The sequence below is a fragment of the Pedobacter sp. PF22-3 genome (assembly GCF_026239555.1).
In the GTDB taxonomy this organism is placed as follows: domain Bacteria; phylum Bacteroidota; class Bacteroidia; order Sphingobacteriales; family Sphingobacteriaceae; genus Pedobacter.
Genome location: NZ_JAPIVP010000021.1, coordinates 38,751 through 54,747, shown reverse-complemented (window position 1 = coordinate 54,747; position 15,997 = coordinate 38,751). Strand labels below are relative to the sequence as shown.

8 protein-coding genes are annotated in these 15,997 nt (G+C 39.1%); all 8 read left to right on the top strand.

Annotation, left to right across the window (positions count from 1 at the left end):
- Positions 1–2,322 (top strand): zinc-dependent metalloprotease, encoded by a 2,322-nt coding sequence (locus tag OQX63_RS21080; protein WP_265852779.1) that lies wholly within the window; start codon positions 1–3, stop codon positions 2,320–2,322.
- 3 nt (positions 2,323–2,325) lie between these two features.
- Positions 2,326–3,435 (top strand): thioredoxin family protein, encoded by a 1,110-nt coding sequence (locus OQX63_RS21075; RefSeq protein ID WP_265852778.1) that lies wholly within the window; start codon positions 2,326–2,328, stop codon positions 3,433–3,435.
- Positions 3,416–5,698, top strand: coding sequence for a S9 family peptidase (locus tag OQX63_RS21070; protein WP_265852777.1), 2,283 nt, complete (start codon positions 3,416–3,418; stop codon positions 5,696–5,698). The genes OQX63_RS21075 and OQX63_RS21070 overlap by 20 nt, the downstream gene beginning before the upstream one ends.
- A gap of 607 nt (positions 5,699–6,305) precedes the next feature.
- Positions 6,306–7,364, top strand: a complete 1,059-nt coding sequence (locus OQX63_RS21065; protein ID WP_265852776.1) for a hypothetical protein — start codon at positions 6,306–6,308, stop codon at positions 7,362–7,364.
- A gap of 366 nt (positions 7,365–7,730) precedes the next feature.
- The gene (locus OQX63_RS21060) at positions 7,731–8,945 is read left to right on the top strand and encodes a Pycsar system effector family protein (RefSeq protein WP_265852775.1); all 1,215 of its coding nucleotides are present in this window, start codon (positions 7,731–7,733) and stop codon (positions 8,943–8,945) included.
- A complete protein-coding gene (ppk1, locus tag OQX63_RS21055) occupies positions 8,945–10,984 on the top strand; it encodes a polyphosphate kinase 1 (protein WP_265852774.1) in 2,040 nt (679 codons plus the stop codon). Before OQX63_RS21060 ends, ppk1 begins: the two co-directional genes overlap by 1 nt.
- Positions 10,985–11,184: 200 nt before the next feature.
- Positions 11,185–12,099 carry an SdiA-regulated domain-containing protein gene (locus tag OQX63_RS21050; RefSeq protein ID WP_265852773.1) on the top strand — a complete coding sequence of 305 codons (915 nt, stop codon included), beginning with the start codon at positions 11,185–11,187 and terminating at the stop codon, positions 12,097–12,099.
- 224 nt (positions 12,100–12,323) lie between these two features.
- Complete coding sequence (locus tag OQX63_RS21045; protein WP_265852772.1) at positions 12,324–15,938, top strand: BamA/TamA family outer membrane protein; 3,615 nt, start codon at positions 12,324–12,326, stop codon at positions 15,936–15,938.
- Positions 15,939–15,997: the final 59 nt, after the last annotated feature.

Sequence of the window (15,997 nt, the reverse complement as noted above, 5' to 3'; positions counted from 1 at the left end):
ATGAAATATATATATTCAATTCTGCTTGGTCTTTGCGCATTTTTAGCAGCCGGCACTTCACAGGCACAAATAAAAGATACTGCTCCTTCGGGCGATCCGAAACCATTTGACAAGTTCTTTAAAAATACCATGAAGATCACACCCGGTGCATTTCCGGTTTACCAGGATGGTACTAAATACTACCTGGAAATTTCGCCTGCGAACTTAAATAAAGATATCCTGATCATTGGAGACGTGGCCCGTGGCTATGCAAATAATATTTCTCAATCTTCAGGCGTTATCCGCTTTAGCGAAGGCAACGGCAATAACCTGAACGTAACAAGAGCGGTTTATAAAGAGGCGGTATCGCCAGATTTTAATCAGGGTATTGAAGAGCTTGTACAGAAATCAAGCCTGGTTCCTGTGAGTTTCGTGATGCCCATTGCTGCTCTTGGAAAGACGAAAGGGAGTTACCTCATCGACATCAGCAGGCAGCTGATGGAGGGCGGTGAATTTTTCTCGTTCAAGGATGTAAATGGCTTAACTAGTCCTGACGCCGCACGCTCGGGTGTACAGGAAGTGAAAACCACAAACGATGCAGTTGTATTCAGCGTGTTGCGTACACAAACCATACCGGGTACAAGCTATAATGGTAGTAAAGCAATAGATAAAGCTACTGCTTTTGTACTTACCCTGGTTATTCAACGCCTGCCTGACGCCGTTATGAAAGTAAGAGAAGCGGATCCCCGTATAGGTTTTAAAACGGTCAATTACAATGATTTTGGCAAAAGCCCTTATGGTATTAAAAATGTGAAAGTGATTACCAAATGGAACCTGGAGACAAAAAAAATTATGGTCATTATTGACCCTACAACACCTTCGCTGTTTGTTCCTTACTTAAAAAAAGCGGTTGAACAATGGAACGGAGCCTTTCGTGCGGCAGGATTAAAAAATCCCTTGGTCGTATCCACAGATGATAAAGACAATTGGCTATCTGCCGGTAAAATACTGTTACGTTGGGGAAATGCTGTAAAAGGATTGGTCACAAACACAGTTACAGATCCACGAACAGGAGAAATTCTTGCCGGAAAAATGAATATTGATGTGAATGTCAGCAATGATTTGCTACCTTCTTATTTTGCGAAATGTGGCTTTAAAGATCCACGGATCATGAAGGACCTCTACAATCCTGAAGTACGTGGCGAGATTATGGAGTGGAAAGCAGCCCAGGGATTGGGCGAACTGCTGGGTATGCTGCCTAACCTGCATGGCAGTGCGGCCTACACCACTACACAACTTCGATCTGGTGCCTGGCTTAAGGAACATAGTTTTACCTCATCTGTTACAGACGATACGCAGTTTAACTTTGTGGTGCAACCGGAAGATCAGGTGAGCGTTACCGACTTGATGCCCCGGGTGTCGGCTTACGACAAACTGGCGATTGGCTGGGCATACAGGAATTTCAAAAATACCGCTGAAGAGAAAAAGGCACTATCGTCTTTAAAGATTTCTGATCCGGAATTGTTGTTTCTTGAAGAAAATAAAAGTGATCCTTACATCCGCAGGGGAGATGTTTCTTCTGATCAGCTTGAAGCCGCCATTCTCGGAATGAGAAACGTGCAGACCTTCTACCCACAGGTAGAAAAACTCACATCGGCGATGAAAGATAAGGACGAGGACTGGAAGAACTTTAAACTGTTGTCTAAAGCTTTCCAGATCAGTTATCAATTGTATACCGACAATGTAGTGAGCTACATCGGTGGGAAGTCTGTGCGTCCGGTGCTTAAAAACTACAATGACACAGGCGTAGTGTATCCGTCTAAAAAAGACCAGCAACGGGCAATGGCGCTGTTGGATACCTGGTTTTTTAATGGGCCGCCAGCCTGGATGCAAAGCAAACGCATGAACCAGATCAGCGAAGAGTCTGAAACCATAAAGATGGGTAAAAGCACACAAGATGCACTCAGAAAATTTATTACGCCGGAAGTGCTCAACAACCTGATTCAGGCGGAGTACGATTTGGGTAAGGAGGCGTATACAGTAAGTGATTTGTTCAACGACCTGGACCACTATGTTTTTAAAGATTTTAACCCTGCAGCACCGGTAGATGATTACAGAATGCTGATGCAGACAAACTTCGTGTACGATCTTTCTGCAGCGGTTGCAAAAAATAACATTACAAGTGGCTTGAGTGATTCCAGCGAAGTGTTGCATCTGTACTTTATCAGAACCTTGCAGCACCTGGGCGAGCTATCAGAAAAACACCAGGATGCTGCTACACGTGAGCGCTATAAAATGATCAAACAAAAAACTGAACGTAACATCAACCAGAAAGCAAGCTAGTACATGAAAAAGATAATATTAGGCATAATGCTCTTTTTGGGAATCTCAACATATGGACAGAACAGGGCGATTAATTTTAAAACGGCTTCGTTAAAGGAAGCCTTAAATATGGCGAAGGAACAGCATAAAATGATTTTTATAGATTGTTTTACCACCTGGTGCATTCCTTGCAAACAGATGGAAGCCAATGTATTTACACAGGATAGTGTTGCTGATTTTTACAATAAAAATTTCATCAACATCAAAGTTGATATGGAAAAAGGAGAAGGCCCTGCACTAAAAAAAATGTTTACGGTAGAAGCTTATCCATCTTACCTTATTGTGGATGCCGAAGGGAAAATCCGAAATAAATTTGTGGGTGGCATGTCGGCTAAAGACTTTATAATGAACGCCAAAAAAGGATTGGGAACAAGTGAAGAGGCAAGGTTAAATGCAATGTACGAAAGTGGAGATCGTTCACCGGAATTCATGAGAAATTACATCAGGCATAAGATTAAAGTGATGGAGATCTCGAAAGCTAAACAACTCAATGTCGAATTCATGGCCACGCTCACTCCTGAACAAAAAGCGAGCCCGGAGAATTGGTTCTTGTTCGGACAAAATAGATATACCATGTATCTCTCTGATTTATTTAGCCCGAATTTTAAATATTTAGCCGATCACTGGCAGGATTTTGCTGCAAAGAACACCAAAGATTCGGTAGATAATAAACTATCATCTGTGTATAGGCAGATTGCCTCCTGGACGCTTAATGGGTTTTATGCAAAGGTGAAGCCTTATGATAAAGCGACTTACGAAATGTACAAAACGCAGATCAAAAAAACGGAGATGCCAGATAAAAAGCAATTGTTAGTAATGATGGACATCGCTATGGCAGCAGGAGAGAAGAACATTACCAAGGTTACAGATTTATTTATCAAACACCTGGCTTCGTTCTCTGAAGAAAACCGTCACATCCTTTTCGATTACTACACTTTCGCCAGAACAATCAAGGGTTACGAATTCCCAAAAATTGAGGCGCTTTCTGACGAAATCTCGAAAAGTTCAAGCAATCCTTACTTAGTTAAACAGTTTAAGTCTTTAAAAGAAAGATATGCGCCAAAAGCAAATTAGTTTATGGTGCGCCTGGTTGTTTTCCTGTACGGCGGCTTTTGCACAGCAGGCCAATTATAAAGCTGCACAAAAATTTGATGCGCCAAATCTGGCTAAACTTATTGGCACAACCAAGGTGATTCCTTTTTTCCTTAAAAACAGTCATTATTTTTGGTTTATAGCTGATGAACCCCGTTCAACTACAGCTAAAGTAAATTTTACTCGCGACTCAGTTGCACTTACTAGCAAGCAAAGCACGCATTACATCGTGAATATGTTGACGGGTAAAAAACAAGTACTTTTTGATAAACCTGAAATTGTTAGGCAGTTGAAAGTGCTTACACAGGATGTAGTAGATGATCAGAAAATCTTGTATTGGGCCAGTTTTTCGGATGATGGAAAAAACGTAATCATAAAGTACGATACAAAAACTTACAACTATAACTACGAAACGAAAAAGCTTATCTTACAACAGGTTAAAGCGCCGCATAAAAAAACAGCTGGTTTTGGTGTTTCTTCCGATGGTAACTGGGAACTTTATACCAAAGCACATAACTTATACATCGCTCCAACAGCCAATAAGCAAAAAGAACGTCAGTTAAGTTTTGATGCCGAGCCTTATTTCTCGTTTTGTGTAGACGAAAAAGGCACCTATACTACAGATAAAACTTATCCTTCTAATGCAAAATGGTTAGGTGCCAGGTATTTTTATGCTTTACGGGTTGATACCAGAAAAGTAGCTACCCTGTCGGTGATCAGTTCAGCCATAACCCCAAGGCCCAGAATATCTACCTATAAATATGAATTGCCTGGCGATAAGGATGTAGCACAATATGAACTTTATGTTGGCAATGCAGAAAGCGGTTCATTTAAAAAAGTAGACCTGAAACGTTGGCCTGATCAGCAGGTGGAAACTTTAGAGGCTCAAGGAAATACAAAAGAGATTTACGTGATCAGACGTAAGCGCAGCAGAGACGAAATGGAACTTTGTGCCGTTGACCTGGCTACTGGAAATTTACGTTCTATCATCCACGAGACCAGTAAACCTTTTATCAATGAAGATTTTTTTAATGTTTCAATTATCAAAGGTGGAAAGGAAATTATTTGGTGGAGTGATAGGACAGGTTGGGGCCAATACTACCGTTACGATGGCGAAGGACATTTACTCAATCCCATCACCAAGGGCAATTTTACGGCCGGAAAAATCGTGGCTATAGATACCGCTATTGGTGATATTTATCTATATGGTTATGGTAAGGAGCGAAATATAAATCCGTATTATTCCATGTTATACAAGGTGGCTTTAAGTGGTAAAAACCAGCATTTGCTTACTTCTGAAAATGCCACCCATCAGGTATACATTTCACCAGACAGAAAATATTTTATAGATAATTATTCCCGCATAAATATGGCGCCCGTAACTATTTTACGTAAAATTGATGGGAAACAGATAGCAGAAGTATTAAAGCCAAATATAGATAATCTATATGCTTATGGTTGGAAAAATGCTGAACCCTTTACGGTAAAAGCTAAAGATGGCACAACTGATTTGTATGGATTGATTTGGAAACCTTTTGATTTTGATCCGGCTAAAAAATATCCGGTAATATCGCAGGTGTACCCGGGTCCTCAGATAGAAACCGTTTGGAACGATTTTACAGTATTGGATAAATATAATAATGCCGCTTTAGCACAACTGGGATTTATCGTGGTGGCAGTTGGGCATAGGGGAGGATCGCCTATACGCAATGCCCAATATTACAAATTTGGGTATGGTAACCTTCGTGATAATGGAATAGATGATGATAAGTATGCCATTGAGCAGCTGGCAGAACGTTTTTCCTATCTGGACCTGAGCAGGGTAGGTATTTTCGGGCATTCAGGCGGAGGTATGATGACGGTTGCAGCCATGTGTAAATATCCTGATTTTTATAAAGTAGGAGTAGCCTCATCAGGTAACCACGACAATAGAATATACAACCGGACCTGGGGCGAAACGTATCAGGGACTGGAAAATAAAATGCCTTTAAATGAAGATTTAGCCAGAAAATTAAAAGGTCATTTAATGCTCGTAACTGGCGAAGTTGATGAGAATGTAAACCCTGCCAATACCTACAGAATGGTAGATACGCTTATTAAAGCAGATAAAGATTTCGATTTAATGGTGCTGCCAGGGCAGGATCACCATTATGAAGGTACTGCAAAATTGTATTTCGAGAAACGAATGAGGGCTTATTTCGCAAAGTACTTTATAGAACAAGACATTTCGAATGATAAAAAATAAACATAACACTTAGCGTGCTAGTTCTTAGTTAATGATGATCGGAGCTGGTTGGATGACCACTCCGTTTTTTAGTTTTAGCTCAACATATAATTACTGGAGTTTGATAATTAATTCTTAGGCAATCGTCATGCTGAATTTATTTCAGCATCTTTTTAGCATGAAAGACCCTGAAATAAATTCAGGGCGACGAATCTATTCAATCTTTAATATTGTCATCCTCAGTGCAACGAAGGATCTTTAATTGTGGTAAGTTACTAACTTATAAAGGATTCTTCACTACGTTCAGAATGACAATATGGAAAACTCTCTGTGAATGGATTCTTATGGAAAAGCACGACCTTCTCAATTCTAAATTGTTATCCTTAGTGCAACGAAGGATCTTTAATTGTGTAAGTTATCAACTTATAAAGGTTCTTCACTGTGTTCAGAATGGTAGCAATCGCATTATGTGTATAACTAAGCAGATTTCATTGCTGCCCAAAGAATAGAGAGATTGGAGATTTAACACTATAGTTTAAAAAGTTCCTATCATCTTTTTATAAAATTAATGTGCAACACTGAAACTATATGCCTCTTTGGTTGTTGAACCTCAAAACAAAACCAAAATATGAGGCAGCATTTACGAATAGCTTTACTTTTTTTAATCACATTGAGCATCGCATTACCAGCGTGCAAGAAGAAAACTATAGATGAACCCACTCCGTCCGATCCGTTTGATATCTATGCAGCCGGGAGGGAAGGTTATGTAGCCAAATACTGGAAAAACGGGAAAGTCGTAAATCTTGGCAGTGCTGGCGTATCTTCTGATGCAAATGCTATGGCAATAGCCGGAAATGATATTCATATTGCAGGTTACGAAGTTAATGCTTCAGGGAAATATGTGGCCAAATATTGGAAAAACGGTGTCTCAACCTCATTAACCGATGGTAGCCAGGATGCTTTTGCAAATGACATATTTGTACAGGGGAATGATGTGTACATTGCCGGACAGGAAATAGTACCAGGAAAATCAACCTACCAGGCCAAGTACTGGAAAAACGGAACCCCTATAGTGTTAACGGATGGTACGCAGCAGGCCGTTGCTACTGGGATAGCCATAATCGGTAATGATGTTTATGTGGTTGGTGAGTGGAGAAGCCTGGAGTGGCTTACACCTATTACGGTTTATTGGAAAAACGGACAGCTTTTTAACCTTTCAGACCGTACTACAGCTGCTGACAACCAGTCAATAGCCGTATCGGGTAACGATTTATATTTACTCTGGTCTGAAACCTACAATAGCTCTGGGCAGTCAAAAACCAGGTATAGTAAAAACTTGGGCAGTCCGGTACTCATTAATGATGGTACTCCAGATGTAAGGGGCTATTCAATTTTCGTAAATGGGAGTGATGTATATGTAGCCGGATCGGGCACTACAAATGGAAATAGTGCAATTATGGCCAAATATTGGAAAAACGGAATTCCTGTAATTTTATCCAATGGCCCTGATAGTGCCTTCGGTTTATCTATTGCCGTGTCAGGTGCTGATGTTTTTGTAAGTGGTTACAGAGATGGGAGTAATGGGAAAGATGGTGTAGCTCAATACTGGAAAAATGGGACTGCAGTACCGCTTACCGATGGATCAGCATCGGCATTGATACGAAAAATTGTCGTAGTTAGAAAGTAGTTATTAACTGCTACTGATTCTGATAAAAAGCATTAACATGCACATAATTGAATGTTTATTGTTGGGACATTCCTGCTAAATTTCCTTTCAAGCAAATATGCTTAAAGAAACCTACTTTTACTACACCTTTGGAGTTAAAAATTATACTGTTGGTTTTATAAAAAGACATGGTTTCCTGTATGACAGCTTTAATCTTATTGTAAAATAAACCGGGCATTATTATTGTTTAGTGGAGATCTATATCGTTTTTAAAAAAATAGCTTAATTTTATCTCAATAAAATATTATCCAGATTTTTCAGTTTTAAAGATTTTTAAGAAAATGCATTTCCTACATCATATTAAATCATCACAATCCCAATACGCTCATGAACTATAAAAAATTGCAGGAAGATGTAGAAAAGCATGTTGGCGATTACTTCCATACCCATAGCGATCCGCGCTTGGTTTATCATAACCTGGAACACACGCAAGAAGTGGTAAATGCGGCGCAGCAAATTGCCAATCATTACCAGTTAAACGAACAGGATTTTTTTGTTGTAACCGTTGCAGCCTATTTTCATGATACCGGGTATTTTGAAGATGCATTAAACCACGAAGCAAAAGGAGCAGCTTTGGCTGATGATTTTTTAGCAACACATAAGGTAAACCAGGAAATCCGCGATCAGGTTAAAAGTGCAATATTGGCCACTAAAATTCCTCAGCAACCTAAAAGTGAAATTGATAAAATCCTTTGCGATGCAGATCTGTTCCATTTAGGGCTGGCTGATTTCCGTACAAAAGGGAAATTAATGCATAAAGAAAATGAACTGATCTATAAAAAAGATATCAGCAAATCAGAATGGCGCAAAAAAGATATCCAGTTTATGGAATCGCACCATTACCATACCGATTATGCCACCCTGTTGTTAAGCGATCAGAAACAAAAAAATATAGAAAAGCTAAAAAGTAAACTAACTGCACAGGAAGTAATCAACACCGAACTCGAAGAACCTAAAAACTTTGCACCGGTTATTGTTAACGATAAAAAGAAAAAAGATAAAGACAATAGGCCAGATAAGGGGATTGAAACGATGTTTAGGATTACTTCAGCCAATAACCAACGGTTGAGCGATATGGCTGATAATAAAGCACACATCCTTATTACCGTAAATTCGATTATGCTTTCCCTGATCGTAAGTTTATTGTTAAGGCGGCTCGAAGATCACGGCAATCTGATTATTCCCACCTTTATTTTATTGATGGTGAGTTTAACCTGCGTAGTCGTTTCCATTTTATCAACCCGTCCATCTATTCCAAAAGGAGAGTTTACACAGGAAGATATGGATAAGAAAAAGGTAAACCTGTTATTTTTTGGCAACTTTTATAAAATGAGTTTGCCCAGTTATACCGATGGGATGATTAAGGTAATGAACGATAAAGATTTCTTATACGGCACATTAATTACCGACGTATACTCGCAAGGTGTAGTACTGGGCAGAAAGTATAAACTCATCCGCCTGGCATACAATATTTTCATGTTTGGTTTAATTGCAGCAGTATTGGCATTTGTAATTGCTTACGCAGCTTACGGTAAACTTTAATGGAACAGCAAGTAGAAACCTCTTTTTTTAATCGGGATTTAAGCTGGTTAAAGTTTAACGAGCGCATTTTAATGGAAGCCGCACGAAATACCGTTCCGCTTTTAGAGCGGATTAAATTTTTATCCATATTCTCTTCCAATCTTGATGAGTTTTATCGCGTAAGAATGCCCGTATTGCTCGCTTTAGAGAAATTGAGCAATAAAGAAGATAACGATATCAAAATTGATGATAATTTATTGACTACGGCTAATCAAATTATTTCCGATCAGCAACAGCGATATGGCAAAGTGCTTCAATCAGCACTTATTCCCTCACTTAAAGAAAATAAGATCAACTTAATTTACGGGGAGCCGTTCCCGGCAGAAATTCAGAAAAGTATAACCCGGTATTTTTTAAGCCAGGTAATGGCCTTTTTGCAGCCGGTGTACCTAAATGCTGATGCTGATTTTTTTCCTTCCAACAATGAGCTGTATTTTCTAATCACACTAAAAAAGAAAGAAGATGCAGAAGTTGTAATTTTAAATATTCCTTCCAGCCAGTTGCCTCGTTTTTATAAAGTAGAATCAGGAGATGAAACCTTTGTGGTGTTTCTGGATGACGTTGTGCGCTTTCATTTAGACCGTGTTTTTCCGCACGGTGAAGTTACCGGATGTTATAGTTTCAAAATTACCAGAGATGCCGAATTAGACCTGAAAGACGAATATGCTGGCAGCTTATCAGAACAGCTGGAAAAACAATTGTTAAAACGCGATTTGGGTTTGGCCACACGTTTTCTCCACCAACCCGGTATACCGGCCAATGTATTCGAATTGCTTAAAAAACTGTTTAATCTTAAAAAAGCGAATCGGATAGAAGGTGGGCGATACCACAACCTGAAAGATTTTATGGGCTTCCCGGTGAGTTCTCAAAAGTTATCCAACCAGAATTGGCCAAAACTTTGTAATACCGACCTGATTGACGGATCGTTAACCGAGGCCATTTATAAAAACGACATTATTGTACATACACCTTACCAAAGTTATGATAGTATATTGCGTTTTTTTAATGAAGCCGCTATAGATGCCGAAGTTAGGGAAATCTATGTTACGCTTTATCGTGTAGCCAGCGATTCTAAAATTGTGAATGCATTAATCAGCGCAGCAAAAAATGGTAAAAAAGTTACCGTTCTGGTTGAGCTAAAAGCCCGTTTTGATGAAGCCAATAACATCAAATGGGCAAAAAAAATGAAAGATGTAGGCGTTGATATTATTTACAGTGTTACCGCTTTAAAAGTGCACGCCAAAGTAGCCCTGGTAAAACGCCAGGTTGGTAACAGAATGCGTTACGTTGGTTTGTTTGCTACCGGAAACTTTAACGAAAGCACTGCGGCTTTTTATACCGATCATATTTTAATGACGGCCAATAAAGAAATGCTGCGGGAAGTAGAACTACTTTTTATTTTTCTGGCCAAACGGGTTAAGCCTGCATCATCCGACCAGGTTAAATTTAATCATTTATTGGTGGCTCAATTTAATTTACAGCAGGTTTTTCTCAACCTGATTGATAGAGAAATTGAACACGCCAAACAAGGTAAAACATCAGGCATTACCATTAAAATGAATAACCTGGAAGAGAAGGTTTTAATTAACAAACTTTACGAGGCGTCATCTGCTGGTGTAAAGATTGAAATGATTGTTAGGAGCATTTGCCGCTTAATTCCGGGTGTAGCAGGAATGAGCGAAAATATTAAAGTTACCCGTATTGTAGATCGTTATCTGGAACACGGGCGTGTTTTTATTTTTAATAACCTGGGGAAATATGATGTTTATTTAGGGTCTGCCGATTGGATGAACCGGAATATTTACCGAAGAATTGAAGTTTGCTTTCCCATTTATAACGAGCAGATTAAACAAGAAATTATGGAGATTATAGAAATCCAAAAACAAGATAACGTGCAGGCGGTTTGTATAGATGAAAACATGGATAATATTCCTGTAAAAACTGGCGGGGTTCTTGTTTCCTCTCAACATGATATTTATCAATTATTGAAAAAAGATTAAATACAGCTTAGTACGGTCGTCATTCCCAACTTGATTGGGAATCTTAAACCTATTGCATTACGATTCCCGCCAGCGCGGGAATGACGGCCGATAAATAAAAACAGTTATTAAAGATTAAATTTTTGATTTTAGTTACGCATGATTTTACCGATGGTCTGTGAGGACACAGACCAAGGCGCATAAACATTAAATTTACCCTTATGAAATACAATAAAACTCTTTTGGCTTCAGGTCTTTTAATCGCTTCAGCTTTTTTTAGCGTATCCTGTGTTAACGGTAACCGCGAGAATAAACAAAAGGATTCAACCAGCACAACAGCTTCAACAAACGAGGCAGCAAAATCAGATTTTCCTTACGATCTGGCCAATCCGGTAAAATACAACATGCCGCATAACCTTTTCGAAATTTCAGGCATTGTATTTCATAATGGCGACCCTAAGGAAGTATTTGCCATTCAGGATGAAGATGGCGATCTCTTTCATTTAGGTTTGGGTGATAAAGAGTCAAAATTTACGAAATTTGGCGGCAAAGGCGATTATGAAGATGTAACCATCATCAAAAATTATTTCATTGTGTTAAAAAGCAATGGCGAACTGCACACTTTTCCAATTGCCGAATTAAGCAAGCCAGAAGCCGATAATGTAACCAAAACCAAAGATCTGGTACCCAAAGCGGAGTATGAGGGATTGGCGGCAGATGAAAAAAACAACATGATTTATGTACTGACTAAAGATAGCAAACCAGATTCTAAAGCAAAAGCTTCCAGTATTTATGGATTTAAAGTTGCTGATGATGCTTCGTTAACAGCAGCCGGAGAATTCAGCCTTTCGCATAAAGCGATCGAAAAAGCTTCCGGAAGCTCCAAATCAAGATTCCGTCCATCTGCACTGGCTAAAAATCCAAAAACTAACGAGTGGTATATCCTTTCATCAGTAAATAAACTATTGGTAATTACAGATGCTGATTTTAAATTAAAAACAACGTATCCATTAGATCCAAGTTTATTTAACCAACCAGAAGGCATCGCTTTCGACCGCGATAATAACCTTTACATTTCTAACGAAGGCGGAACCTTGGCCGCTGGTAATATTTTAATGTTTAAATTGAAGAAATAAATTTGGTAGAGGTGTGCTAACGCGATTGTTATGCTGATGGATAATTTATTTATAAAAATAAATATAAACCGAAGTACAATTTAATGGAAATAAATTCCCCCTATGGATCGTCATTGCTAGAAGGCTTTTTCAGCCGACGAAGCAATGACGATCTTTTTTGGAATGATGCTCATGAAAAATAAAATAAATTTTAAAATACCTACCTTTATGCAAACGCTTAGTCTATGATCAAAAGATTTACCTTTTTTACCATCTTATTTTTAATCAACCTCATTGCCTTTGCGCAGGATGATGTAAAATACCGAGTAATTCTTTTTGGCGATGCAGGCGAAATGAACCCTGCCCAAATGCAGGATTTAAAAAACGCGGCAAAGCAGATCCTTCCCAAAAAAACCACCGTTTTATATCTTGGTGATAACATTTACCCAACAGGAATGGGTTTGCCCGGCAGTGTAGAAGAAGAGGAAACCAAAAAGATTCTGCGTTCGCAGTTCGAGCCTATGCGTAAGATGGGGGCTGCGGTTTATTTTATTCCCGGCAACCACGATTGGGATAAATCAGGACCAAAAGGCCTGGCCAAGATAAAGGCCCAGGGTGATTACCTAAGGGAACAAAACGATCCTTTGCTTAAACTAATTCCCGATAACGGTTGTCCCGATCCCATAGCCATTAAATTAACCGATAAACTAACAATCATTGCTTACGATAGCGAATGGTGGTTATTTCCATACAACAAAACCAACCCCAATGATGATTGTGATTGCCATACTAAAGATGAGGTGCTGGTAAAAATGGACGAGTTATTGGCTGAAAATAAAGATAAAGTAATTCTTTTGGCATCGCACCATCCCTTTCAGAGTTATGGTCCGCATGGTGGTTATTTTAACTTGAGAAACCATCTTTTTCCACTAACATCTTTAAATAAAAACCTATACATCCCTTTACCTGGCTTAGGTTCTGTTTATCCGTTATTACGTTCTACCTTGTTAAGTCCTGAAGATTTAAACCATCCGGCTTATAAGGATATGATCAAATCGGTTACCGGTGTATTTGGCGATTATCCAAACGTAACCTACGTTGCCGGCCATGAACACGGCCTTCAGTTAATTAAAGGAAAGCAATTGCAGATTATCAGTGGTTCGGGATCAAAAGTATCGCCAAATAAAGAAGGTAAAGCTTCGTTATTTCACGAAATGCAACAGGGCTATGTGGTGGCTGATCAACTGCAAAACAACGATATGCGTTATGAATATTATATTTATTCAGATACAAGTGTTAAAAAAGTTTACAGTTACCTAAAAAAGTTCGAAACCATTCCAAAAAAATTAAGAAACAGGGATAAGCCAATTACAGCTGACAGTGTTTTTGTACGCGTAAAGCCAGAATATGATAGCGTTGGTCGTTTTCACCGTGTAATTTTTGGCGAGAATTACCGCAAAGAATATGCTGCAAAAACAAAAGTACCTGTACTGCACATTTCTCAGATGATGGGCGGCTTAAAAGCAACAAAACGTGGTGGAGGTAACCAATCGCGTTCTTTGCGTTTAGAAGATAAGAATGGTAAAGAATATGTACTGCGGAGCGTAGAAAAATTTCCGGAAGTATTGTTGCCGGCAGCACTGCGCGAAACTTTTGCTAAAGATATTTTAAAGGACAATATGTCGGCGCAACATCCTTTTTCAGCGCTCGTAGTTCCCGAACTGGCTGATGCTGGCGGAATTGCACACAGTAATCCAATTATCGGCTGGGTTTCTCCAGATGATAACCTGGGCGAATTTGAACCGGCTTTTGCCAATACGTTGTGTTTGTTTGAAGAAAGGGAACCAACCGGAGAATCAGACAGTTCTCCAAAAATGGATAAAAAGCTAACTGAAGATAACGACAACAGATTAGACGGACCTGCCTGGGTAAGAGCAAGGGCATTTGATGTGTTATTGGGCGATTGGGACAGACACGAAGACCAATGGCGTTGGAAAGAAACGAAGACTAAAGATGGTTCGCTTTATTCCCCGGTGCCCAGAGATCGCGATCAGGTATTTTTCAGATCAGATGGTCTATTACAACGTTATACACAATCTTCTTCGTTATTGCCAATGATGCAGGGCTATGAGCGTGGCATAAAAGATATCAATTGGTTTTTATGGGAAGGAAGAGAAATCAGCAGCCGCTGGACCGCCAATATAGATGAAGAGGAATTCGATAAAATCGTAAAAGATTTTTGCGCAAATTATAACGACGCAGTTTTCGAAAAAGCACTGAAAAAACTTCCTGAACCAAGTTATTCATTACATCACGATGCCTTTATGGCACAGCTGCGTAATCGCATCGCTACACTGCCAAAATTAATGAACCAGTATTATCATTTCTTTAACCGCATTGTAGATATAGAGGTAACCAATAAAAATGAACTGATTCAAGTCACTGATGCAGCTAATAAAGGGCTCCGCGTAAAAATCAATAAAATCTCCAAAGAAGGTAATATCAAAGATGAACTTTTCGATCGCAAATTTGATCCGAAAGTAACTAAAGAGATCAGGGTGTACATGCACAATGGTAACGATAGCCTGATGCTTGATAATAAAGATTCGAACATTAAATTGCGGATTATTGGAGGCAAGGGTAATAAAGTTTACGATTTTGCTAACAGCAATGGGAGCGTTAAACTGTATGGGCGTACAAATAAAGCAACTTACCTGGGTAACGATCAGGATAAAATCAGGAAAATTATTTCCAACGATACGTCAAATTTTAGCTATATCCCAAAAGATATGTACCGCCGAAATTCGTGGTTGTTAAATGCCGGTTATAATCAGGATGATGGTATTTTATTGGGCTTGATTTATAAACAAACCAATCCTGGTTTCAGAAAACAACCTTATGGCAATTCGCAAATGGTTTCGTTTTTGCATTCTTTTTCTACTAAAGCCTTTAGATTTAATTATAAAGGTGAGTGGTTAAAAGCTTTAGGTAAAGGCGATTTTGTATTGAAGGCAGATGCTTTCGCCCCAAATAACACACAGAATTTTTTTGGTTTAGGTAATGAAACACATTTTGATGAGCATGGCGATGATGATGACAATATCAGGTATTACCGTGCACGTTTCAATCTATATCAGGTAGATGCTGCTATCCGCTGGCGCCGTCCAAAATCTACTTTTAGCGTAGGTCCCGCTTTTCAGTATTATAAATTTAACCAGGAAGATAATACAGGCCGGTTTATCGAAAATACCAGTCAGTTGCACTCAGCAGATAGTTTAACCGTGCGTAACGAAAAGATGTTTGCAGGTGCATTTCTAAATTTCACCAACAATACGCGTGATAATGATTTGTTACCAACTTTAGGTAGTTATGTAGATTTTAAACTATTGGGCTACAAAGGCGTTAATCAATATTCTAACTCTTATGGGCAGTTTACAGCGAGTATAGCACTATATAAAAATCTGGACGGCAGAAAGAATTTTATTCTGGCCGATCGTTTCGGTGGTGGGGTAACCGTGGGTAAACCTGCATTCTACCAGGCATTATTTTTAGGTGGACAAGGGAATCTGTTAGGCTACCGCCAGTTCAGGTTTGCTGGCGAACATATGTTTTACAATAATTTAGAACTCAGGGCAAAGCTTGGCGATTTAGTAAGTTATATTTTGCCCGGACAAGTTGGCTTGCTCGGTTTTTATGATGTAGGCAGGGTTTGGAAACGTGACGAAAAATCAACAATATGGCACCATGGAGTAGGAGGTGGGGTTTATTTTGCACCTGCATCACTCACAGTTGTACGATTTGTGATGGGACACTCTACAGATGGCTGGTATCCATACGTATCTCTCAATTTTAGGTACTAAATTTGTGTAACACTATTATGGATGTTTTATCGAAGTATTACGTTCAGCAGACTAACAAC

Coding starts and splice junctions, on each gene's coding strand:
- OQX63_RS21080 (WP_265852779.1), top strand. CDS start 1: ATGAAATATATATATTCAATTCTGCTTGGTCTTTGCGCATTTTTAGCA.
- OQX63_RS21075 (WP_265852778.1), top strand. CDS start 2,326: ATGAAAAAGATAATATTAGGCATAATGCTCTTTTTGGGAATCTCAACA.
- OQX63_RS21070 (WP_265852777.1), top strand. CDS start 3,416: ATGCGCCAAAAGCAAATTAGTTTATGGTGCGCCTGGTTGTTTTCCTGT.
- OQX63_RS21065 (WP_265852776.1), top strand. CDS start 6,306: ATGAGGCAGCATTTACGAATAGCTTTACTTTTTTTAATCACATTGAGC.
- OQX63_RS21060 (WP_265852775.1), top strand. CDS start 7,731: ATGAACTATAAAAAATTGCAGGAAGATGTAGAAAAGCATGTTGGCGAT.
- ppk1 (WP_265852774.1), top strand. CDS start 8,945: ATGGAACAGCAAGTAGAAACCTCTTTTTTTAATCGGGATTTAAGCTGG.
- OQX63_RS21050 (WP_265852773.1), top strand. CDS start 11,185: ATGAAATACAATAAAACTCTTTTGGCTTCAGGTCTTTTAATCGCTTCA.
- OQX63_RS21045 (WP_265852772.1), top strand. CDS start 12,324: ATGATCAAAAGATTTACCTTTTTTACCATCTTATTTTTAATCAACCTC.